Origin of the sequence: Candidatus Proelusimicrobium volucris (assembly GCF_959605025.1) — a bacterium.
In the GTDB taxonomy this organism is placed as follows: Bacteria; Elusimicrobiota; Elusimicrobia; order Elusimicrobiales; family Elusimicrobiaceae; genus Proelusimicrobium; species Proelusimicrobium volucris.
On record NZ_CAUHCY010000002.1, the window covers coordinates 1 to 20,633 of the forward strand.

A 20,633-nucleotide genomic window follows, 5' to 3' on the forward strand; every position below is an offset into this window, starting at 1 on the left:
GATCGTTCCTACGTTTACGTGCGGTTTGTTCCTTGAAAACTTCTCCTTTGCCATAGTCTTTGTCTCCTATATGTTTTTAATTAAATCCAAAAGCTGGGAATGGGAATCGAACCCACGACCTTCTCCTTACCATGGAGATGCTCTACCAGCTGAGCTATCCCAGCAAAAATCCGTAAATACTTCCAGCGGGCGAAGGGAATCGAACCCTCGTCATCAGTTTGGAAAACTGAGGTTCTACCATTGAACTACGCCCGCAATGGTTATCCCTATTATATCAAATTAAAGCGCAAAAGACACTTGCCACTATTTACCTGGCATTAAAATGCAGGCGCGAGGGAGAATCGAACTCCCGAATAGCAGTTTTGCAGACTGCCGCCTTACCACTTGGCCATCGCGCCATGCATATTTGTCTTTTCTTCAATTATTATATTATAATTGCGCGCCATTGTAAACCGTTTTTATAACCAGCCCACTTTATATACGGTTAAAGAGGAGTATTCCCCGCCGGCTCTGAGCAGGGTTGAAGGGAAATCCTTATTGTTAGGGCTATCGGGGAAATGCTGTGTTTCCAGGCAGAAAGCCCCGTGCTCCTTATATATTACCCCTCCCTTGCCCTTATCCTTGCCGTTTAGAAAATTACAGCTGTAAAAATGCACAGAAGGCTGATTGGTATAAATCTCCAATCTAAGGCCGCTCTCCTCATTCTCCGCTACCGCACCCAAAAACAAATTCCGCCCCTTATATTCGTCGCAGACATAACTGTGGTCATAGCCGCCGCCGATATTAAGTTGCACGTTACCCGCTTTTATATCCGCGCCTATGCTCTTTAAGTTTCTGAAATCAAAAGGCGTTCCTTCCACTTTGTCCATACGGCCCGAAGGTATTAAATCCTCGTTTAAAGGCAGATAGTGCTCTGCGTTTATACACAATTTATGCCCCAATATATTTTTACAGTGGTCACCTAAATTAAAAAACGCGTGATTGGTTATGTTGACAATACTGTCTTTGGAGCATTGAGCGTGGACTTCAAACATCAAGGCATTGTCTTCGGTAAGAGTATAAGCGGCGCTTATCCTAAACTCGCCGGGATAGCCGTCCAAACCATCGGACAAAACGCATTCCAATGCTGCGAAATTTTCTTCCACCTCCGTAAATCTCCAGACTTGTTCGTTAAGCCCCTTAAATCCGCCGTGCAAATGGTTGGGCCCGTTATTCACGCTTAAACTATATTGTTTGCCGCCAATTTCAAACCTACCCCGCGCAATACGCCCGGCATAGCGCCCTATCACCGCGTTAAAATAACGTTCGTTTGAGTTTTTATAGTTTTCCAAACTGTCATGGCCTATTACTATATCGTAAAACTCGCCGGCTTTATTGGGAACTATAAAAGACACTATTCTCGCGCCGTAATTGCTTATCTGCACTTTTACGCCTTTTGTGTTCTTTAAAGTCGCCAACTTACATTCTGCGCCGTCAACGTATCCTTTAAAATCCTCTTCCTTTAAAAGTGGTGCCGTCATAAAGCCCTCCGCATATCGGCATTGTAGCATAAAACACAAGCACTTTGCGCTAAATAAGCTCATTTATTCGGGCCATATTCTCGCGTTTGCAAAAAACTTTTTTTGGGCCTTGACATTTCCTTTTTTGAGCGTATTATATCCTTACGGGCAGTGATAACAAGAGGGTTCTGAAGGAATGGAACCAGTTCTCACTCCTACTTAAGGAGACTGCCCGTTTTGAAAATTTACTGTTGTTTGACCGGGTGGTGTTTTTCGGCGGGGCGGTGTTATGAGTGTAGACGCTGCGATGACGTGAGGATGCCGGATGCGCACATAAAATCCCCTAAGCGGGTGTGCGCAGGAGACGGTCGGACAGTAGGGCCGGATGCCAAAGAAGGTGTGGTCCGTCGTTATGGGCGGCGAACGCGAAGGTGAAGGTGTCTGCGCCGAGGAGAAGGTATGGAGGATAGCTCCAGTTGTAAAAGCGGGCGTTAATCGTTTTAAAGGTAATGGATAATTACAAAGGTAACGGTTAGGGCCCGCTTTTTTTGCGTTCTTTTAACAAGCCTGGAGCCACGCTTTTACGCCAACACAATCACCCTAGGTAACAACAGCCCGATTTAAACTGGGCAAAGCTGCTTTCCTTCATAGAATTTTCTTAATTAAAAAGCCCCGCCGTAAAGCGGGGCTTTTTTGCCTCAAGTAAAACTTTACTGCGGCTAAGCTTCCTGTTCGTTTGTTTTCTGACGCAGGATTACCCTCTTTACCCAAGCGCCGAAATCATCAAACAAAGAATATGCCACCGGCGCCATAAGCAAAGTGATCAGCAAAGCCAAGGTCTGCCCGCCGATTATCACTATGGCCAAACTGCGCCTTAACCCCGAGCCCGCGCCCGTACCCAAAGCCGTAGGTATCATACCCGCGATAATCGTTACGGTCGTCATCAAAATAGGGCGCAGCCTTACTTTGTTGGCTTCCATTATGGCTTTATACTTATCGTAACCGGCATGACGCAGAGTATTGGTATAGTCTACCTGCAATATTGCGTTCTTGCTTACTATACCCATCAACATGAACATGCCCAATAAGCTGAAAATGTTCAGCGTTTCACCGGTGAAAGCCAAAGTCAGCAGCGCGAACGGTATCGTAAGCGGTATAGCCGTAAGCACTACAAACGGGTGGACATAACTTTCAAACTGCGCGGCCAATATCATATAGATGAACAAGATCGCCAAGGCAAATGCCATAATAAAGCTCGATAACATCTTGCCCATCTCGCTTGACTGCCCTTCCAAGCCCGAAGTATAGTTCGCCGGCGCATTCAATTCCTTGAAAGCGGCGTCTATTATGCTTATGGCCTTGTTCATATCCATATTGCCAGAAGTGTTGGCCTCAATCGTAATCTGTCTTTGCCTGTTCATACGGTTGATCTGCGAAGGGCCGAAACCCTGTTCTATCGTCGCCACGCTGTCAAGACGGACAAGGGCGTCCTGCCCGTTTCGCTTGGCCGGGATCATCATGGAAGAGATAACCTCTTTATTGTTCCTATAGTCCTCGTCGGCGCGAACCCTTATTTCATAAAGTTCGTTGCCTTCCTTGTATTTCGATATATCTTCTTCCCCGCCCACCAGCGTACGCAAAGTGGAGGCGATATCGCTTACCTTAACGCCTAAATCGTGCGCTTTGTCGCGATCAATGGAAACTCTGTATTCAGGCTTGGCAAAGTCAAAGTCCAAGTCCAAATCTATAATGCCGGGGGTATCCTTAACCTTATCATACACCGCATTGGCGTAAGACAAAAGTTCATTCATATCAGGGCCGGAAATTACATACTGTATCTTGGCCATTCCGCCGCCCGGAGAACCGCTGATTATGAAGGCTTGGCTCTTTACGTCGTCATATTTGGCAAGGATATTCCTGGTCGCGTCGATATACTCGAATATAGAGTAGCCTTTGCCTCTTTTCTTTAAGTCTTCAAGCTCCACTATAAAATAGCCTCTGTTGGTGGAAGAACCCGTGTTTACTATACTGTCGGCCGATACGCCTATACCCATAAACAGTTTGTCTATAAAGGGCATTTGCTTGAGCTCGCCTTCCACCTGCTTCATAAAGGCGTCCATCTGGGGATAACTCGTGCCGTCGGGCGCCTTAAGGTTTATCTGATATTGGCCCGAATCGTCTTCCGGCATAAAGTCCACGCCGACCATTCCGCCCGCCAAAATAAATATCGGCGATATCGCCAAAAATACCGATAATACCACCATCAGCAATTTGTGCCCCATGGCGAACTTAAGGCAGGCCATATAAACCTTGTTTATAGCATTGTTGACGCCGTCCACCATTTTGTCCGCGCGAGATTTTTTCCTTTCCGCCTTCAAGAATTTACTGCATAACATCGGCGTAAGCGTCAAAGCTATTATACCGCTTATCGTAATGGCGTAAGCTACCGTCAAACCGTAACTCCTTACAAAACGCCCCACTATACCCGTCATAAAAGCCAAAGGCACGAAGATTACCACCAGCGAAGCCGTCGTCGCTATTACCGCAAAGGATATTTCTTTTGCGCCGTCTACCGCCGCCTGCAGCGCGCTCTTGCCGTATTCCTGCATATGGCGGTGTATATTTTCAAGCATAATAATGGCGTCGTCTATAACTATACCCACCGCCACCGTAAGGCCCAGCAGCGTCATATTGTTTAGCGTAAAATCGCTCAAGTACATCAAAAAGAAAGTTCCGATAATTGACGTCGGTATGGCCATGGCCGATATTACCGTGGAGCGCAAATCTCCCATGAACATAAATACCACTATTGCGGCCAAAAACGCGCCTACCACCAAGTGTTCCATTACCGCGAAGAAAGATTCTTCTATATAGCTTGAAGTGTCAGAAATAGTATAAATCTCCACGCCTTTGGGCAACAGAGGCTTAATCCTTTCCAATCTTTCCTTTATAGCGCTTATTACCGCCAAAGTATTTGTGCCCGATTGCTTCTTAATGTTTAAAGAAACGCTCCTCTTGCCGTTAATATAGGTGGCGCTTCTTTCATATTCGCCAGAGTCCTCAACTCGGCCGATGTCGGATATTTTTATCGGCACGCCGTTTACCGTAGCTACGACTATATCGTCAAAACTATTTACGCTGTCGATACGCCCCAACACCCTTAAGTTAAAATCGTTCGCGACGTTTTCCACACGTCCGCCCGGTATCTCGATATTTTGCTCCACTATCGCCGATTTCACCGCGCCGACTGAAACGCCCAAAGACGCCAGTTTAAGCGGGTTGATTATTACGTGTATTTCGCGCTCGCGGCCGCCGACTATATCCACAGACCCTATGCCGCTTACGTTTTCGATATTTTCCTTAACCTGCTTTTTTGCAAGCTCGGTCAAGCTGATAATATCCATATCGCCCGTTACCACCACGTTCAATATGGCCGCGGCGCCTACGTCCAATTTGGATATTACCGGCGAATCAATGCCGTCTGGCAATTCCTTCTCTATCTTGTTTACGTTATCGCGTACTTCCTGCGCGGCGACGTCGGGGTCCTTTTCCAAATCGAACTTGATTATGATAAAAGAAGCCCCCTCCATCGTTTGGGAGGTTATTGTATCTATTCCCGATATTACGTTTACCGCCTCTTCCACCTCTTTGGTGATGGATGTTTCTATTTCCTCCGGGCTTGAACCCTGCAAAGTCGTCTGCACGGTAACGTAAGGGAAGTCCACGTCAGGATACATGTCCACACCCATGCGGCTGTATCCTATAAGACCAAGCACTATCAGCACCAAAGAGAACATCACCGTAGTTACCGGCCTTCTTATAAATAAGGCCGATATGCCGCCGCCGATATTGCTTTGGCCGCTTTGTTCTTCGCGTTTAATTGTTTCTTTATTTTCTTCCATAGTTATAAGCCTTATTTATTTTCAATCTTGATTTTGCTGCCGTCTTTAATTCCGAAAACGATTTTGATTACTTCCTCGCCTTCCTTAACGCCGGATACAATCTCGTAAGTGTCGGCCGATTTTAAACCCACTTTAACTTCCCGCTTGGATACCGTATCGCCGCCTTCGTTTACAACATAGACGTAATCGGCCGTGGTACCGTCGTCCAAAGTTTCGCTCTGTACGCTTGTAAGTTTAAGCGCGGGAACGTTATCCTTCTCCTCCAGTACCAACTTAACTTTAGCGAACATGCCAGATTTTAAAGAACCGTCGGCGTTATCCGCCCTAAGCTCCACCGTTACCACTCTGCTTTGCGAGTCTACCACCGGGCTTATTTTGTACACTTTCGCGGGGAATTGCCTATCTCCAAATGCTTCTACCGTAAACTCCGCGCTTTGCCCCAAATGTATTTTGCCGATATATCTTTCGGGTATATCCACCAAAACGCGAACTTCTTTCTGATTTACTACCAAGGCCACAGGTGTGGTTTTGGTTACGTTCGCGCCCGGATCCAAATACGTCTTGCCGATAACGCCGTTAATGGTGGAAGGCACCAAAACCGGTTCGTATACCGCGCCGACTTCGTCGCGTTCTATCAAAGCTAAGTTTTGGTTGCGTTTTACTTTGTCGCCCTCTTTCAATACGTTTTCCAGCAATTTACCGTCAACTCGCGGGAATATTACCGCCTCCTCCCACGCTTTGACGCTGCCGTTTAATAACAAATCGGATTTAACGTCCCTTAAACTTACCGTTTCCGTTTCTACGGTGAAGCGGTCCGTCTCCATCTGCTCCAAGGCGCTCTTCTCACCCTTGCCAGAGCAGGCGCCCAAAATTACAGCCGACAATATTATAGCCGTTATCTTTTTCATATTTTCGCTACCTCTTTACCTACTGCGTAATTCAAATTGGACAATGCCGTAAAGGCGTCGTGTACAGCCTGTACGTATTGCAATTCCGCATCATGCAAAAGCAGGGCGGAATCATCTAAATCCAAGCGGCTGGCAAGCCCGTTTCTGTACCTTATGTTCGTGCGTTCCAGATTTTTGCGGGCCTCCGCTATCGTGCCTTTTGTTGCCATTATTCTGTTTTTGGCTTCGTTTAAATTAAGCCAGCAGCGCTTGACTTCTATCCTGATATCGCGTTCGGTGTCGCGCGCCTGAAGGACAGCTTGGTCATAAGCCAGCTTGCGCTGTTTTACCAAAGAATCTACCCTAAAACCCTCAAACAGCGGTATGCTCACCCTTAAGCCGACATTGCTGCCCCAAGAGGAATTATCGCTTTCCACCGGTATCATTATATGATCTGAGGTGCCGCTGTAAGATACATTGGCAAATGCCGCTATTGAACCGTAATGATCCGCTTTGGCGATTTTAATGTTTTCATCTGCTATCTGCACATTTAAATCCGATATGACAAGCTCCGGGCGGTTTTCCTTCGCCATTTGATAAAGCTCTTCCAAAGAAGGTATTTCCACTTTCAAAATATCCTTAAGCTGCCAGGTAAGGGAAAGCGGATCCTGCGGATCTTTGTTAAGCACACGCCTTAAAGTAAGCAAGCCAAGCTCATAGCTGTTTTCCGCTTCTATTAAAGGAGGCTCACTGTTGGAGACTTTTACTTTTTGATTTAATACGTCCAAATCGCTGGCAAGGCCTTGCTTATATTTGGAAGTTATTTCCTTAAGATGGTCTTTGGCGATATTTAAATTCTCCCGCTGGACCTGTATCAACGCGTGCGAAAGGATTATTCCGAAGCATAAAGTCGTAACCAAATCCTTAATATTGTTGCGGGTTTCCTCAAGCTGCAAGTATCCACTTTGAGAGGCATACTGCGCCGCCTTTATCCCTGCCTTAACCGCGCCGCCTTTCCACAGCACCAAACTGCCTTCCACGCTCGCACTGGCGGCATTGTCAAGGCTCATCTTAAAAGAACCCATAGAGGTTATTATCTCCTGCGCCCTCAAAGCCCTGGTATAGCTGCCGCTTGCCGTTATCTGCGGATATACCGAAGACCAATACTGCCTTACCTGCTGGGCGTAAATCTCGGCGTTTTTGGCCGCTATTTGTATGGTGGAATTATCCTTCATCGCTATTTCCACAGCCTCTTCCATAGTTATGGCGCCTTCTTGATCGGTATCTTTAAGGGCGAACAAATCCACCCCGCCGCTCTGCTTCTTTACCCCGCTTGCCGCCGCGCTTAAAGGAAGCGGCGTAAGCATATTTGCCGCCATGCTCAGCATAAGAGCAAGGCTGATAGTTCTTTTCATTAAATTACTTCTCCTTATAATTGATAGCCGTAAGTACGGCCTTCGCCATATCTTTGGGATATGACGGCCAAAATTTAACTTCCCCGCCGTGGCTGTGCAATACCAGATGCGCTATATTGGCAAAAATCAAATGCATAGCCAAGTCTTTGCCTTCTTTGCCAAGACGTCCGGCTTTACACTCCTTTTCCAATATGTCCGATATTATCGCAAAGTTTGCTTTCCTCATGGAAACGAACCTCTTCTCCAGCTCCGGATTGGACAGTAAATAACTGCTTACATGCACCACAAACGATAAAACCTCTTTGCGTTTTATGTCTATAATGTATTTAGAAAATATAAAAGCCAATATTTCTTCCAACGAAGCGCCGCTGTCGGCAAAGCGCTTTAATTTCTCGTTGTTAAGAATGGAAGATTCCTCTATCAAACTGTAACAAAGGTCTTCCTTATCCTTAAAGTAATAGTAGAGAACCGGCTTCGTTACGCCGCAGGCATCGGCTATTTCCCGCATGGAAATATCCTTTAGCCCCTTCTCCGCCATAAGCAGAAAGGCCGCTTTTTTTATTTTCTCTTTCATATTTACTTCGTGCTTTTTATCTTTCATTTTTATTTACCTACCGGTAAGTATATTTTACAACAATACCGTTTTAGATGTCAAAAAAACCGGCATCATACGACGAAAAATTCCCGGACAGAAAAAATATCCCGCTTTTTTCAAAACGGGATATTTATATATTTTTGCCGCAAATTCTTTATTTAAGAATAAGCTCTATCTTCTTTAGCTGGTCTTTATTTACCTTCTTGTGCGGTGCGCATACCGAAGCATACATCGTTTCGCTGCAGACTCCGCATCTTTTAAGTTTAGCTATCGCGGGAACAGCCGATAAGATAAGCTTCTTGGCGGAAACTTCATTCGTTTTCATAGTTTCGTTTACTTTCGCGGCGGTAACTTCCTCGCCTTCTTTCCAAGCGTCAAAATCCGTCACCATCGCGCAAAACCCGTAAGGCAAGCCCGCCTCGCGCGCCAATTTGGCTTCGGGGCAGCTGGTCATGCCGATAAGCGACCAACCCATCTTCCTGTGGAACTCGCTTTCCGCCTTGGTGGAAAAGGCGGGGCCTTCCATACACACCAATACTCCGCCGCGGGCGGATTTTATCTTCAGCTCTTTGGCTTGTTTGTGCAGTTCGGCCTGGACGCACTCGCAAAAAGGCTTTGCAAAAGACACATGCCCCACTATCCCATTGCCGAAAAAGCTCTGCGCCCTGCCGACCGTTTTATCTACAATCTGATCCGGGAATACCAATGTTTTTGGCGGGAGATTTTCCTTCAAAGAGCCAACCGCGCTAAAGGATAAAATCACCTTCGCACCCAATTTCTTTAAAGCGTAAATATTGGCTTTGTACGGCACCTCCGACGGTAAATAGATATGTTTTCTGTTATGCCTTGCCAGAAATCCGACCTTAACTCCGCCGATTTCGCCCGTTATTATTTTATCGGAAGGATTGCCGAAGGGCGTCTTTACCGCCACTTCCTTTTTGTTCTTCATTTCCTCAAGATTATAAAGGCCGCTGCCGCCGATAATGGCTATATCTATCATAATACACCCCCGTAAAGCGGAAATTGTTTAAGAAATTTTTTAACTTCATTTGATATTTTAGCAAGCTCCGCCTCATTCTCGAAATTGTTTATGGCTCTGTCGATAAAATTGGCGACTTTAAGCATATCGCCCTCCTTCATTCCGCGAGTGGTTACCGCAGGGGTGCCAAGCCTGATGCCGCTGGTTATCATCGGTTTTTGCGGATCGTAAGGAATGGTGTTTTTATTGCAGGTAATGCCCGCTTTATCTAAAGCGGCCTCGGCCTGCTTGCCCGTTATGTTTTTACTTCTTAAATCAACGCTTAAAACATGGCAATCGGTACCGCCGGCAACTATGCGGTAGCCCAAAGTCTTCAAAGCTGCGCAAAGCGCCTGAGCGTTTAATTTTACCTGGTGCTGATATGCTTTAAATTCAGGCTTTAAAGCCTCCCCAAAGCATACTGCTTTGGCCGCTATAATATGCATTAAAGGCCCGCCTTGCGTGCCGGGGAAAACGGTGGAATTTACCTTCTTTAAATACTTTTCCTTACATAAAATCAGCCCGCCTCTGGGGCCCCTTAAAGTTTTATGGGTAGTGGTGGTTACCAAGTCGGCATAAGGTACGGGTGAAGGATATTCGCCCGCAGCAATAAGCCCGGCATAGTGGGCTACGTCGCAGACCAAAAACGCGCCGACACTGTCGGCTATTTCCCTAAGTTTCGCCCAATCAAAAATCCTTGAGTAATTGGAAGCGCCAGCCATTATCAGCTTGGGCCGCGCGGCCAAGACTGTTTTAGCAGCTTCGTCATAATCTATTTCTTCGGTGTCTTGGCGGACGTTCATCTCCACTATCTTAAAATACTTCCCGCTGAAATTTAAAGGGTGTCCGTGCGTCAAGTGTCCGCCGTGCGATAAATTCAACCCCAAAACGGTGTCGCCCGGCTCGATAAGCGAAAGATAGGCCGCGATATTGGCCTGCGTACCGCTGTGCGGCTGCACGTTGGCGCCTTCAGCTTTAAAAAGTTCTTTGGCTCTTTCTATGGCTAAAGTTTCTACTTTGTCGACAAACTCACATCCGCCGTAATATCTTTTGGAGGGATAACCTTCCGCATATTTGTTGGTGAGTATGGAGCCTTGCGCCTGCATCACGGCGGGCGAAGCGAAATTTTCCGACGCGATCAGCTCTATCCTGTTTTGCTGCCGGTCTAATTCCTCCATAATGGCGTTATAGACGGCGGGGTCTTCTTTCTTAATGGCTTCGTACATAAAAACCTCCAAAAAATTACAAATTTTCCATTATTATTTAATATAATTATTATAAGAAATTATAGCATTAGGAGAGTGTAAAGAAAATGGAAAAAAAGACGCAAAAAAGTTTCCTAAACGAAACCATAAAACATATAGACATCAAAAAACACAATGTAGTAAAGTTAGTTGACGATATGGCCGATATGGCTTATACCTCCAGAGATTTAAACCGCGCAGCAAACATATACGACCAAATGCTTAAAGACAAAAATTGCTGTATCTTCGTCTGCATCGCGGGTTCCTTAATCTCCGCCGGCCTTAAGAAAATGATTGTAGATATGATTGACAACAATATGGTTGACGCCATTATTTCCAACGGCGCGAATATCGTAGATCAGGACTTTTTTGAAGCTTTGGGTTACAAACACTATAAAGGCGATCAGCACTATGCCGACGATAACCTCCTGCGCGAATTGCATATAGACAGAATTTACGACACCTACATCAATGAAGACGAACTCAAAGTCTGCGACGAAACGGTAAAAATCATCGCCGACAGCCTCGAACCTAGACCTTACTCCTCCAGAGAGTTCATTTACGAAATGGGCAAATGGCTGGATAAAAACAAAAAAGGCAAAGACAGCGTAATTTACCACGCTTACAAAAAAGGCGTACCTATATTCGTTCCCGCTTTCTCCGATTGCTCAGCCGGATTCGGCTTTGTAGCCCATCAGACGGAACATCCCGAAGCGCATGTTTCTTTGGACAGCGCAAAAGACTTCCTCGAGCTTACCAAAATCAAAATCAACTCCAAAGACAGCGGTCTTTTGATGTTCGCGGGCGGCGTACCCAAGAACTTTGTACAAGATACCGTAGTCGCCGCGGAAATACTCGGAGCCGATACGCCTATGCATAAATATGCCGTACAAATCACCGTCGCCGACGAAAGAGACGGCGCCTTATCCGGCTCCACCCTTAAGGAAGCATCCAGCTGGGGCAAAGTATCCACCTCTTTGGAGCAGATGGTATACAGCGAAGTTACCCTCGCCGCTCCGTTGATAGTCGGATACGGTTACCATAAGAAAAATTGGAAGAACAGAAAATCCAAAAATTATGCCAAATTCTTACAGGACGAAGACAAGAAAAACGCCGCACTCGCAAAGAAAAAATGTTGCTCCTGCAAGAAATAAAACTTGGAATATATGAAAAAGTTATTTCTGTGCTTAGTTTTGCTCACCTGCCCGATAGCTTTCAGCTTCGGGCAGTTGAGCGTTTCCGGCATTACCGGGAACAATAATTATTCCGCGTTAAGAGCGAGCTATAATCTGTCCCTGCCCTTAACGCCGATGTCCATTACGCCCAAATTCGCAATGTACGAGCAGGACGGAATGAGTACCATGTACCAATATGGTTTGGGAGCCAATATCGCCACGCCCTTTTACGACTTGCTGGAAGTCGGAGCCGAAGGCGGATACACCCCCAAAGCAAACGACTATTCCAATTATTTTTGGGACGTACACGCCGCGCTTAGCCTGCAAAACTTCCTATTTAAGTTTATTCCGCTTGAGGAAGTAAAAGCGGGTTTGGGATATAAGACCATATACCATTCCTTCTATTCGCCCGACACCGACGTTACCGAACAGGATATTTATATGTTCTTGTATCAGAAGACCGGCGGTTTTGACGCCTCGCTGACTTATACCAAGGCTTTGGATTTCTCCGGAGATAAAGTAGGCGTTCCGCTTTGGCTTGATATCCCCGGTTTTACCGCCGTATATGAAGGGTATTTGGACTATTCCTTGAGCTTAGACGCCGGCTATACCTATAAGTTTATCCGCCCCTACGCGGGATATACATTTATCAAAACGGACAATTATCCCTCCACCGATACGGCAAGGCTGGGTGTGATACTCAATGTATTTATGGTTGATGTGAACGCTTCAGTGGAATGGTTTAATTTTACTCAGAACACGGGCGACAGACAGACTTTCTTCTCCCTAACGGCAGGCGTTTCGATATTATGAGTATAGCAGAACAGAGCAAGACTTTATCCCTTATGATGCTCGCGCAGAGGATTATCCTCGCGCTGGCTTTCCTGTTTTTGGCCATAGGCGAAACTTTACACTTAAACGCCTTTGTGCAAAACGGTATAGATATAGGCTTGCCATTTTCCAGGATATTATGCACCGCCGCGGTAATAATAACTTTTATAGCGGCGCTGTTTATTATGCTTGGGCTTTTCTTTAGGACTTCAAGCGTCATAATGGCGGCAATCACTTTGTTTTCGGGCTTCTTCTTTTTCGCGGGAAGCTTCAACAAAGTAAATATAGTAGGCACGCTGTTTGCGCTCGCTTTGCTCTCTGGTTTTATAATAACCGGCGCCGGCAAATGGAGTTTGGATTCCTACCTCAAAAAGAAAAGGGAAAAGGAAAACAAAAGAATCTTATTCAGATAAAAAAGCCCCCGATTTGTTCGGGGGTTCTTTTCGTCCCTTTCATCTCCCGTTTTTATAGGCTATCATTAAGAAGGGGGCACTATGAAAAAAATAGTTTTAATCAGACACGGCCAAAGCCAATATAATCTTGAGAACCGTTTCACCGGGTGGTACGACTGTCCGCTTAGCGGACACGGCGTATCGGAAGCGAAAAAAGCCGCACGCCTTTTAAAAGAAAACGACTTTCTGTTTGACGAGGCTTATACCTCTTTGCTTAAAAGAGCCATAGATACGCTTAATATTATACTTTCCGAACTAAATCAAGAATGGATACCCGTAAACAAGACCTGGCGCCTGAACGAAAAACATTACGGCGTTTTGCAGGGCCTGAACAAAAAAGAAACGGCCGAAAAATACGGGGAAGAACAAGTACTATTGTGGCGGCGCGGCTTTGCTGTGCGCCCCGCTCCGCTTGACACAAACGACGAGCGCTCCCCCTTTAAAGACAGGCGCTACAAAAATGTCCCCAGCCAATATCTGCCTTTAACGGAATCTTTAAAAGACGCCATAGCGCGATGTCTGCCCTATTGGCAGGAGGAGATTTTTCCCTCTTTAAAAAGGAACCGCCAGATAATCGTAGCCGCGCACGGCAACAGTTTAAGGGGGATAGTCAAATATCTTAAAAACATCAGCGACAAAGACATCGCCTCTTTCAACTTGCCTACCGCCGTACCGTATGTATTTGAATTTGACGAAAACTTAAATTACGTGCGGGATTATTTCCTGGGCGACGAGCGGGAAATAAAAAAACTTATGCAACAAACGGCAAGCCAAGGCGGAAAGTAATTTATGGGTCTTTTTCCCACTAAGATCTAGGTCTTTCTACTCTTGTCTACTTTGAGATATTTATATATTCTATATTTATGAGGATAATCTCGCACTGTATACTTTGCCTTATTTTAATTTCAAGCGCGCTCTGCGCTTGGGCGGTTCCGCACGCTTTGGATGATTCTTACAGCGAACAAAAACTTTTCGCGATAGACGCTATCGCCGCAAAGCAGCCCCTCAAATATAAAATAGAAGATCCGGAAAATCCCGCAAACAATTACAATATACCCGGGGATTATCAAAAATGGTTTAACAATGTTATCAGCAGGCTCAATGATCAACACAGGGACGAATTGTCCGCAATAATGGATATTTTGCAATTTGGCGCAAGCGACGCAGCCTATAAGCTCGACACTCAAGATCCTCTTATTACCTTCCATTTTAGGAAAACTCGTAAAGAGATTTTCTCCAGCTGCGTACGCGGCGCTGCCGCATGCTTTAAATTCTATTTGGGCAAAATGCAGATTTACGCCTTAACGCCTAATGAAGAAACTTCTTATTATTCCGATTTAGTGCATGAAATCGGCCATTCACTTAGAATGGAAGATCTCTATGACGATCAATTGCTTTCAACCGCGGGCAAATACGGCTCCGGTGTAAAACCGTCAATAATGCTTCACGATCAGCGATTAACTTGCGATGACGCCGACGCAATCGTAAACTCCATATATTTGGCAAAGAAACTGGCAAATCCTGCTTTCCCGGATTTGCAATTTACCTCTTTTTGCAATCAGAACATAACCTATAAAAACGCCCGCCAGCAAAACAGAAAGCCCATGATTATAGACTATGAGGGAACAAGAACAATTTATACATACTGCAAAAACGGCGAAGTAAAAAGCATAAGGCAGATATATCCCGCCAATTACGATAAATTATTGCAAACCCTGCAAGCGCCATCAGCATGTTCAGGCGAGGATTTGCCGCAATACCCTTTGAAACCAAACGAAGCGGAATCTTATTATACCGCAGATCTAAAAACGGGCAAGATCCTTTCTTCCAAAACTGCACAATATTCCCGTGTACCTGACGGCAAGAATATTTATATCGCCATACCAGACAGCGGCGGATTGTATATTCAGGTAAAAACTAATGGGAGAGATATACCTGTTTCCCTGAAAATCAAAGACCAAAACGGCCGGTTGATTTATCTTTTTGCTTATTTAAAAGAAGGCTATAATTTAGTATACGACGCATACCTTTCCGGCGATATAATACCTTCTTCCGCGGCCACTCTGTTTATATACGACAGGGAAAATAAAAAAGATTATTATGTTTATAGGGATCCCCCATGGCCGGAAATACAATGTTCCGCAAGCGAATCAAAGTGCGCGGAGATGAGCAATCTCTTGGGAAAATACGCCTATACCTTGAAAGAAGATGGCCTTAAATATCCGGTTTTTGGAGGGTTCTCCAACGGCTCTCCGGAAAAGAATATTGCGGACGCCTCTTCTTGGGAAAATTTCTTGTTAGGCAATTATCCGCCTATAACCTTGACGCTGGATAAAGTAAAACTGGATTTGAAATTGGAAACTCTTCCCCAGAAGAAAATACCTCTCCCTCTTTAAACAAGCCCCCTTACAGGGGGCTTTTGACGTATCATAAAAGATTTTCTTAATTTCCAAAAATCGTTATCGTGTCCTCATGGCGGTATGCTTTCATATTGCCGGCAAAATCATAGCCTTTAAAACGGAAACTTAAATTGCCGCTTTTGGCGGGAATATATTTTTCTCCGCTCTTAGCATAATACCAGGCCCTCTCCACTGATACTCCGCAATATTCTTCCCCAACAACAATCGGATAAACATCTGCATCGATTCTGGCTAAAATCTCGGCCGCGGCGGAGGGTATTTCGCCTTGCGGAAGATACAGCTTCTTTATTTTTATACCCTCGATATCCGTCAAAGCGTACAAGGCGCTTTTATATCTGCTTGAAATGAAAATACAATCTATTTCTTTAGACCCTGCGGAAAGTACGGCAGACTTAAGCGTTTTAGGGCTTACCCCCGCCCCCACTGCTATCACCTTCCCATTCTCTTTAACAAACAAAGAATAATTATACCGCCCCTTAAGAACGGAGTTTACACCGCCTTTCGTAAAGAACGCGTAGAGCAAAAACAGCATGCACAGCGCTCCGCATAAGGCCAAAAATCTCTTTTTATTTTTAAATAGCGGGAAGTTAAATGCGGCAAACAAAGCCGTATAATAGGCCAAGACATATCCCGTCTTCCACGATGACGCCGTTATGCCCGCCAAAGGAGTATTGGCGAAAGCCTCCACCAAAAAATTAAATATTGCCAATAATATCTTTAATAATAAAACTACCGTCTTAAATACAAAAGATATATGCCAAAACGATATAAACCACAAAAGGAAGGCTCCCCCCATAATCAATCCGCTTAAGGGAACCAAAAATATATTGGACAAAACAGCGGCGAAAGATATTTTATGGAAGCAGTTTGTAAAAATCGGCACCAGCGCAAGCTGCGCGCTTAAAGATATAAAGAACAGTTCCGCCGCCCATGCGGCAGTCTTTGGCAAGCTCGCCGTAAAGTTAAAATTGCATACGAAATAAATAATCGCCAAAGTAGCCAAGAACGACATTTGAAACCCTACGTCAAAAATACTCTGCGGATTAAAAATCAAAATCAGAAAAGCCGCTATTATAAAACCTTGCAGTACGCCGCTCTTTCTGCCCAAAAGCAAGCCCGCCGTGGCGGCGAAAGTCATAATGTAAGCTCTTATCAAAGGGGCGTCCGCCCCCGCTATCAAAGTATAAAGCAACGCCGTAGTCAAAGCCGCGGCGGCCGGGGCAAACCTACCAGTAAGAAACAATGAACATAGAAAATATACCATCAGCGTAACGAACCCGACATTCCCGCCAGAGGCCACCAAAAGATGAATTGCGCCGCTGTCTTGAAACGCGGCGTAAAGCCCCTTATCCAGATCGCCCTTTTCGCCTATGGCGATACCGCTCAGTATGGCCGAGAGATTGGCGTCAAAATTCTCCGTAAAAACTTTAAGCATATCTGCGCGGACAGCGGATATAACACGCCAAAACAAAGATGCTCTTTGCACGTCTTTCACTTCCCGCACGTCTATTTGGCTGAATATATGGCGCCTGGCCAAATAATTTTTCCAATTAAAGGAACCGTAATTGTCTTCCGAACGCACTTCCCCCAAAACGCCGATAACGGTCAATATCTCGCCCTTGCTCATCTCCGGGCAGGTTTTGCAATAAACATAGGTGCGCCCTTTTGTTTCTTTCCCGTTTACGGAAAGTATCTTGGCGGTGAATACTTGTTTGTCTTTTCTGACAAAAGGATAAGAATCCGCTTTTATAACCATCTCTTGCGCACGCGGCGCGACAAGAAAAGAAGCGTCGCCCTTTTTCGCCGAAGGCACCGGCAAAAAGAGAAACAAAATAAGAGCGTAAATGGTTAGTATTAAGAAAAGCGGCCTTTTGTAGAAGTCCGAAGTCATCAGATTTTTGTTCGGCCCTTTAAGGAATGCGCCAAAGTAAGCTCGTCCATATAGTCAATATGCCCGCCCAGCGGCATTCCGTAGCCCAAACGGCTTATCTTGCCTACAAGGCCGCGTAAAATATCGGCAAGATACAGTGAGGTGCTTTCTCCTTCTGTATCGGGGTTGGTGGCGATAATCACTTCCCTTATTTCCTGTTCGGAATTTTCTATGCGGGAAACAAGCTCCTTAATCTTCAATTCTTCGGCGCCGCGGCCGTCTATTGCGGAAATTGAACCGTGCAGCACATGGTATACCCCGTTATAACTGCCCGTCTTTTCTATTGCCTCTATATCTTTGGGTTCTTCCACCACGCACAAAAGGCCAAAGTCCCTGCTGCTGTCGGAACATATTTCGCAGAGGCTGCCCTCGCTGTAAGAAAAACAAATCGGACAATAATGGACATTGGCCCGCATCTTTAAAAGCGCGTCGGTAAATTCCGCCACTTCGCTTTCCGGCGCCCTTAAAAAATGAAGCGCAAAACGCTCCGCTTGGCGCGGCCCGACGCCTTGCAGTCTTCTAAAGCATTTTATCAGTCTGTCCAAACTTTTCATTTTATCCGTTTATTATTTGTCCGTCAAAAATGTCCAAAATTTCGTTTACTTTCGGGCTGACGGCTTGCTCACTTAAAGCGGCGGGTTCTTGACGCCCGCCGTAATCGCCGTCTACAAAAGCTTCTTCCGAGCTGATTATATCCCCTCCGTCATCAGCCTTTGCGGCGGGTTTGGCTTCAACGGGTTTTACGGAAGGGATTTTCTTCTTTTCGGGCTCAGGGGCGGACTCCTTCAAAAAAGAGTAGTTTTTCTTGGCAGATACAGCTAGTCTAAATTTTATTTTTACGCCGCACACCCTTAAGGCCGATTCCTCCAAGTCGCCCATACGGCCCTGAACAATATCTTTTAAATAGGATTCTCTTTCTTTAAAGGTTAGTTCCCACTCGTCTTTTTTAGGGAAAGAAACCTGCGCCGCTTTCACCGCTTCGCAAATAAGCGGGTAGTTTTGCTCCAAATCATCTTTGAAAGCAGGCCAGACCTCCAAGGGGGAAGAGAAGTCCAAAGGATTTGCCTTGCTATTGTCTAAGTTTTTATCCTCTGCCTTCGCTTTCACTTCGTTCAAAGCATCATAACTATTGGCTTTCACCGGCGTGGAAATCGGCTTTCTTAGCACCTCGGCCGCTTTGGGCATGGCAGGAGCATCGGAGTTAAAAATTTCTTTTTTTATTTCGTCAAAACTTTTGGCTTTGTTTAAAGGTTCCGCATAAACCGGGGAAGATATATCATTTAGGCTTTTTTTTTCCGATTCGCCACCCGCGGCGCCTTGTTCCACAGCTTCCAAGCGGGCGATTAAGGAGTCTATATCTATGCTGTTTTGCATAACGGTAAACAAACCTACTTCCGCCGCCAAAGCGGGCGTATCCGAGAATTTTACCTCATCGGTCAATTTGGATATTTTGCGCGTCAAAGCAGCTATATGGGTGGGTGTAGTTTGTTTTAAAATTTCTTTTGCGCCGGGGTAAGGTTCTTTGCCGCTGTTAAGAGAAAGATAAAAAATCTCGCCAAACGCGTTTTTAACGTCCTTAAGCAAACTAAGAGAGTCAAACCCTTCCGTTCTCACTTTTTCAAATACGCCATGCAGGCGCGCTGCGTCTTTATTTATTATGGCTTCCACACAATCCTTAACCAGATCCTGAGGCAATATCCCCAGCATTTGCGACACTAATTCCTTATTTACTTTCCCGCCGGAAAAGGCTATCGCCCTATCAAAAATCGTTAAAGCGTCCCTTAAAGCGCCGCCCGCACTTTTGGCTATTATAGCAGCGGCTTCTTCGTCAAGTTCTATATTTTCAGCACCCGCCAAATCCATAAGATGGGAAGATATTTCCTCTTCCGTTATCGGTTTGAAGCGGAAAGTCTGACAGCGGGAAGAAATCGTCAAAGGCACTTTATGCAACTCGGTAGTAGCCAAAATGAAAACAACGTGCGCCGGCGGCTCCTCTATCGTCTTTAGCAAAGCATTAAAGGAAGAAGAAGAAAGCATATGGACTTCGTCCAGGATAAACACTTTGTATCTGTCTCGGCCCGCGGCTAAAGCTACGGTATCTATTATGGCTTCGCGTACTTTTTCCACTTGGGTATTGCTTGCCGCGTCAAGCTCTAGAACGTCCATATCGCTTGAAGAGGCTATCTCCAAACATTGCGGACATTTCCCGCACGGGCTTGCCGTCGGCTTATCATTGCCGGCGCCGGTACAGTTCAAAGCTTTAGCCAATATTCTGGCGGTAGTCGTCTTGCCGCAGCCGCGCGGCCCGTAAAAAAGATAGGCGTGCGCTATCCTGCCGGATTTTATAGCGTTTTTCAGTGTGGTCGATACGCTTTCCTGCCCGACGACCTCCTCAAAACTTTGGGGCCTGTATTTATTGGCTAGGCTTATATAGCCGCTCTGCCCTGAAGATAATGTTTCCTCTGTCATTGCCATACCATTATGATATTAAATTAAAATTACTTTTCAAACCGATTATGCACAAAAAAATATGCCGCAAAAGCGCATAATGCCTAAACGGCAAATATTTTAACTGTGCAGATATGTGGGATCTATCAAGCCGGGTATCAGCTGGGCGATACCCTGTATCACAAACTGCACCGCGATGGCGCAAAGTATCAAACCCATAGTTCTGGAAACTATCTGCATACCATTATTCTTAAGTATTCTAAACACCCAGCGCGACATATACAAAGCCAACCCTATTACAAAGCACGCCGCCGCTAAAGCGATTATCATTCCCACCACGGTAATAAAATTATGCGGTTTTTGAGCATACAATATAACCGTAGTAATAGCGCCGGGTCCGGCGAATATCGGCATCGCCAACGGGACTATCAAACTGCTAAGGCGTTCCGTAGCTTGTTTGAAAGAATTGGTAGTAGTAGCTTTTGTTTCCAACCCCTCATTGTCGAATTTGGACTTTCCGTGCAACATGCGGAAACCTATTGTCATAATAAGTATCCCCCCCGCTATTCTGAACGCGGGTATACTTATACCGAACAAGCTCAAAAACGGCTGCCCTATAAAAAAGAAAAATACGCAGATGATAAATATCGACAAAGTCAAAAGTTTGGCGATATTCTTCTGTACGTCCGTGGAATCTTGGTTTACGTGTTCAAGATATATCGGCACATTGCCGATGGGGTTCAATATGGCCAGCACAGCTATAAAGAAGTTTAATATTAAAGGAAAATCTATTGACATTTTTTTGCCTTTTATAATA

Annotated in this window: 16 protein-coding genes and 3 tRNA genes; 5 read left to right on the forward strand and 14 right to left on the reverse strand. The window is 45.4% G+C overall.

What is annotated here, in order from left to right; genetic code table 11:
- Window positions 1-91 precede the first annotated feature (91 nt).
- The 10 genes from ACQY3M_RS02030 to glyA form a co-directional block, all read right to left on the reverse strand.
- Window positions 92-164 (reverse strand) — tRNA-Thr (locus ACQY3M_RS02030).
- A 20-nt stretch (window positions 165-184) separates the two neighbouring features.
- Window positions 185-255 (reverse strand) — tRNA-Gly (locus ACQY3M_RS02035).
- Window positions 256-326: 71 nt separating this feature from the next.
- Window positions 327-398, reverse strand: a tRNA-Cys gene (locus tag ACQY3M_RS02040).
- 60 nt (window positions 399-458) lie between these two features.
- Window positions 459-1,520, reverse strand: a complete 1,062-nt coding sequence (locus ACQY3M_RS02045) for an aldose epimerase family protein (RefSeq protein WP_428065767.1) — start codon at window positions 1,518-1,520, stop codon at window positions 459-461.
- A 698-nt stretch (window positions 1,521-2,218) separates the two neighbouring features.
- The gene (locus ACQY3M_RS02050; RefSeq protein ID WP_428065769.1) at window positions 2,219-5,401 is read right to left on the reverse strand and encodes an efflux RND transporter permease subunit; all 3,183 of its coding nucleotides are present in this window, start codon (window positions 5,399-5,401) and stop codon (window positions 2,219-2,221) included.
- 11 nt (window positions 5,402-5,412) lie between these two features.
- A complete protein-coding gene (locus ACQY3M_RS02055; protein ID WP_428065771.1) occupies window positions 5,413-6,309 on the reverse strand; it encodes an efflux RND transporter periplasmic adaptor subunit in 897 nt (298 codons plus the stop codon).
- A complete protein-coding gene (locus ACQY3M_RS02060) occupies window positions 6,306-7,703 on the reverse strand; it encodes a TolC family protein (RefSeq protein ID WP_428065773.1) in 1,398 nt (465 codons plus the stop codon). Before ACQY3M_RS02060 ends, ACQY3M_RS02055 begins: the two co-directional genes overlap by 4 nt.
- A 4-nt stretch (window positions 7,704-7,707) precedes the next feature.
- On the reverse strand, window positions 7,708-8,304 hold the full coding sequence (locus tag ACQY3M_RS02065; protein WP_428065775.1) for a TetR/AcrR family transcriptional regulator: 597 nt from the start codon (window positions 8,302-8,304) through the stop codon (window positions 7,708-7,710).
- Between the two features lie 148 nt (window positions 8,305-8,452).
- Window positions 8,453-9,298 (reverse strand): S-methyl-5'-thioadenosine phosphorylase, encoded by an 846-nt coding sequence (gene mtnP, locus ACQY3M_RS02070; RefSeq protein WP_428065777.1) that lies wholly within the window; start codon window positions 9,296-9,298, stop codon window positions 8,453-8,455.
- Entirely contained in the window at window positions 9,295-10,542 is a 1,248-nt protein-coding gene (gene glyA, locus ACQY3M_RS02075) for a serine hydroxymethyltransferase (RefSeq protein ID WP_428065779.1), read from the reverse strand. Before glyA ends, mtnP begins: the two co-directional genes overlap by 4 nt.
- A gap of 86 nt (window positions 10,543-10,628) precedes the next feature.
- On the opposite strand from glyA, the gene ACQY3M_RS02080 reads away from it, so the two are divergent.
- The 5 genes from ACQY3M_RS02080 (at window position 10,629) to ACQY3M_RS02100 (ending at window position 15,414) form a co-directional block, all read left to right on the forward strand.
- The gene (locus ACQY3M_RS02080; RefSeq protein WP_428065781.1) at window positions 10,629-11,714 is read left to right on the forward strand and encodes a 1,9-bis(guanidino)-5-aza-nonane synthase; all 1,086 of its coding nucleotides are present in this window, start codon (window positions 10,629-10,631) and stop codon (window positions 11,712-11,714) included.
- Between the two features lie 12 nt (window positions 11,715-11,726).
- Window positions 11,727-12,548 carry a hypothetical protein gene (locus ACQY3M_RS02085; RefSeq protein ID WP_428065784.1) on the forward strand — a complete coding sequence of 274 codons (822 nt, stop codon included), beginning with the start codon at window positions 11,727-11,729 and terminating at the stop codon, window positions 12,546-12,548.
- On the forward strand, window positions 12,545-12,979 hold the full coding sequence (locus tag ACQY3M_RS02090; RefSeq protein WP_428065786.1) for a DoxX family protein: 435 nt from the start codon (window positions 12,545-12,547) through the stop codon (window positions 12,977-12,979). The genes ACQY3M_RS02085 and ACQY3M_RS02090 overlap by 4 nt, the downstream gene beginning before the upstream one ends.
- Before the next feature lie 81 nt (window positions 12,980-13,060).
- A complete protein-coding gene (gpmA, locus tag ACQY3M_RS02095; RefSeq protein ID WP_428065788.1) occupies window positions 13,061-13,804 on the forward strand; it encodes a 2,3-diphosphoglycerate-dependent phosphoglycerate mutase in 744 nt (247 codons plus the stop codon).
- Window positions 13,805-13,881: 77 nt separating this feature from the next.
- Entirely contained in the window at window positions 13,882-15,414 is a 1,533-nt protein-coding gene (locus ACQY3M_RS02100) for a hypothetical protein (protein WP_428065790.1), read from the forward strand.
- A gap of 46 nt (window positions 15,415-15,460) precedes the next feature.
- Here the strand turns inward: ACQY3M_RS02100 and ACQY3M_RS02105 are convergent, their stop codons facing one another.
- From ACQY3M_RS02105 to ACQY3M_RS02120, 4 genes are all read right to left on the reverse strand, one after another.
- Window positions 15,461-17,329: a ComEC/Rec2 family competence protein gene (locus ACQY3M_RS02105; RefSeq protein ID WP_428065792.1), complete on the reverse strand. Its 1,869-nt coding sequence runs from the start codon at window positions 17,327-17,329 to the stop codon at window positions 15,461-15,463.
- On the reverse strand, window positions 17,329-17,922 hold the full coding sequence (recR, locus tag ACQY3M_RS02110) for a recombination mediator RecR (protein WP_428065794.1): 594 nt from the start codon (window positions 17,920-17,922) through the stop codon (window positions 17,329-17,331). Before recR ends, ACQY3M_RS02105 begins: the two co-directional genes overlap by 1 nt.
- Window position 17,923: 1 nt before the next feature.
- Window positions 17,924-19,843 carry a DNA polymerase III subunit gamma/tau gene (gene dnaX, locus ACQY3M_RS02115; protein WP_428065796.1) on the reverse strand — a complete coding sequence of 640 codons (1,920 nt, stop codon included), beginning with the start codon at window positions 19,841-19,843 and terminating at the stop codon, window positions 17,924-17,926.
- A 93-nt stretch (window positions 19,844-19,936) separates the two neighbouring features.
- Window positions 19,937-20,614, reverse strand: a complete 678-nt coding sequence (locus tag ACQY3M_RS02120; RefSeq protein WP_428065798.1) for a MarC family protein — start codon at window positions 20,612-20,614, stop codon at window positions 19,937-19,939.
- Between the last annotated feature and the right edge of the window lie 19 nt (window positions 20,615-20,633).

What these genes read in the sequence shown, in the direction of transcription:
- ACQY3M_RS02045 (WP_428065767.1), bottom strand. Translation starts at nt 1,520, where the DNA reads ATGACGGCACCACTTTTAAAGGAAGAGGATTTTAAAGGATACGTTGAC.
- ACQY3M_RS02050 (WP_428065769.1), bottom strand. Translation starts at nt 5,401, where the DNA reads ATGGAAGAAAATAAAGAAACAATTAAACGCGAAGAACAAAGCGGCCAA.
- ACQY3M_RS02055 (WP_428065771.1), bottom strand. Translation starts at nt 6,309, where the DNA reads ATGAAAAAGATAACGGCTATAATATTGTCGGCTGTAATTTTGGGCGCC.
- ACQY3M_RS02060 (WP_428065773.1), bottom strand. Translation starts at nt 7,703, where the DNA reads ATGAAAAGAACTATCAGCCTTGCTCTTATGCTGAGCATGGCGGCAAAT.
- ACQY3M_RS02065 (WP_428065775.1), bottom strand. Translation starts at nt 8,304, where the DNA reads ATGAAAGATAAAAAGCACGAAGTAAATATGAAAGAGAAAATAAAAAAA.
- mtnP (WP_428065777.1), bottom strand. Translation starts at nt 9,298, where the DNA reads ATGATAGATATAGCCATTATCGGCGGCAGCGGCCTTTATAATCTTGAG.
- glyA (WP_428065779.1), bottom strand. Translation starts at nt 10,542, where the DNA reads ATGTACGAAGCCATTAAGAAAGAAGACCCCGCCGTCTATAACGCCATT.
- ACQY3M_RS02080 (WP_428065781.1), top strand. Translation starts at nt 10,629, where the DNA reads ATGGAAAAAAAGACGCAAAAAAGTTTCCTAAACGAAACCATAAAACAT.
- ACQY3M_RS02085 (WP_428065784.1), top strand. Translation starts at nt 11,727, where the DNA reads ATGAAAAAGTTATTTCTGTGCTTAGTTTTGCTCACCTGCCCGATAGCT.
- ACQY3M_RS02090 (WP_428065786.1), top strand. Translation starts at nt 12,545, where the DNA reads ATGAGTATAGCAGAACAGAGCAAGACTTTATCCCTTATGATGCTCGCG.
- gpmA (WP_428065788.1), top strand. Translation starts at nt 13,061, where the DNA reads ATGAAAAAAATAGTTTTAATCAGACACGGCCAAAGCCAATATAATCTT.
- ACQY3M_RS02100 (WP_428065790.1), top strand. Translation starts at nt 13,882, where the DNA reads ATGAGGATAATCTCGCACTGTATACTTTGCCTTATTTTAATTTCAAGC.
- ACQY3M_RS02105 (WP_428065792.1), bottom strand. Translation starts at nt 17,329, where the DNA reads ATGACTTCGGACTTCTACAAAAGGCCGCTTTTCTTAATACTAACCATT.
- recR (WP_428065794.1), bottom strand. Translation starts at nt 17,922, where the DNA reads ATGAAAAGTTTGGACAGACTGATAAAATGCTTTAGAAGACTGCAAGGC.
- dnaX (WP_428065796.1), bottom strand. Translation starts at nt 19,843, where the DNA reads ATGGCAATGACAGAGGAAACATTATCTTCAGGGCAGAGCGGCTATATA.
- ACQY3M_RS02120 (WP_428065798.1), bottom strand. Translation starts at nt 20,614, where the DNA reads ATGTCAATAGATTTTCCTTTAATATTAAACTTCTTTATAGCTGTGCTG.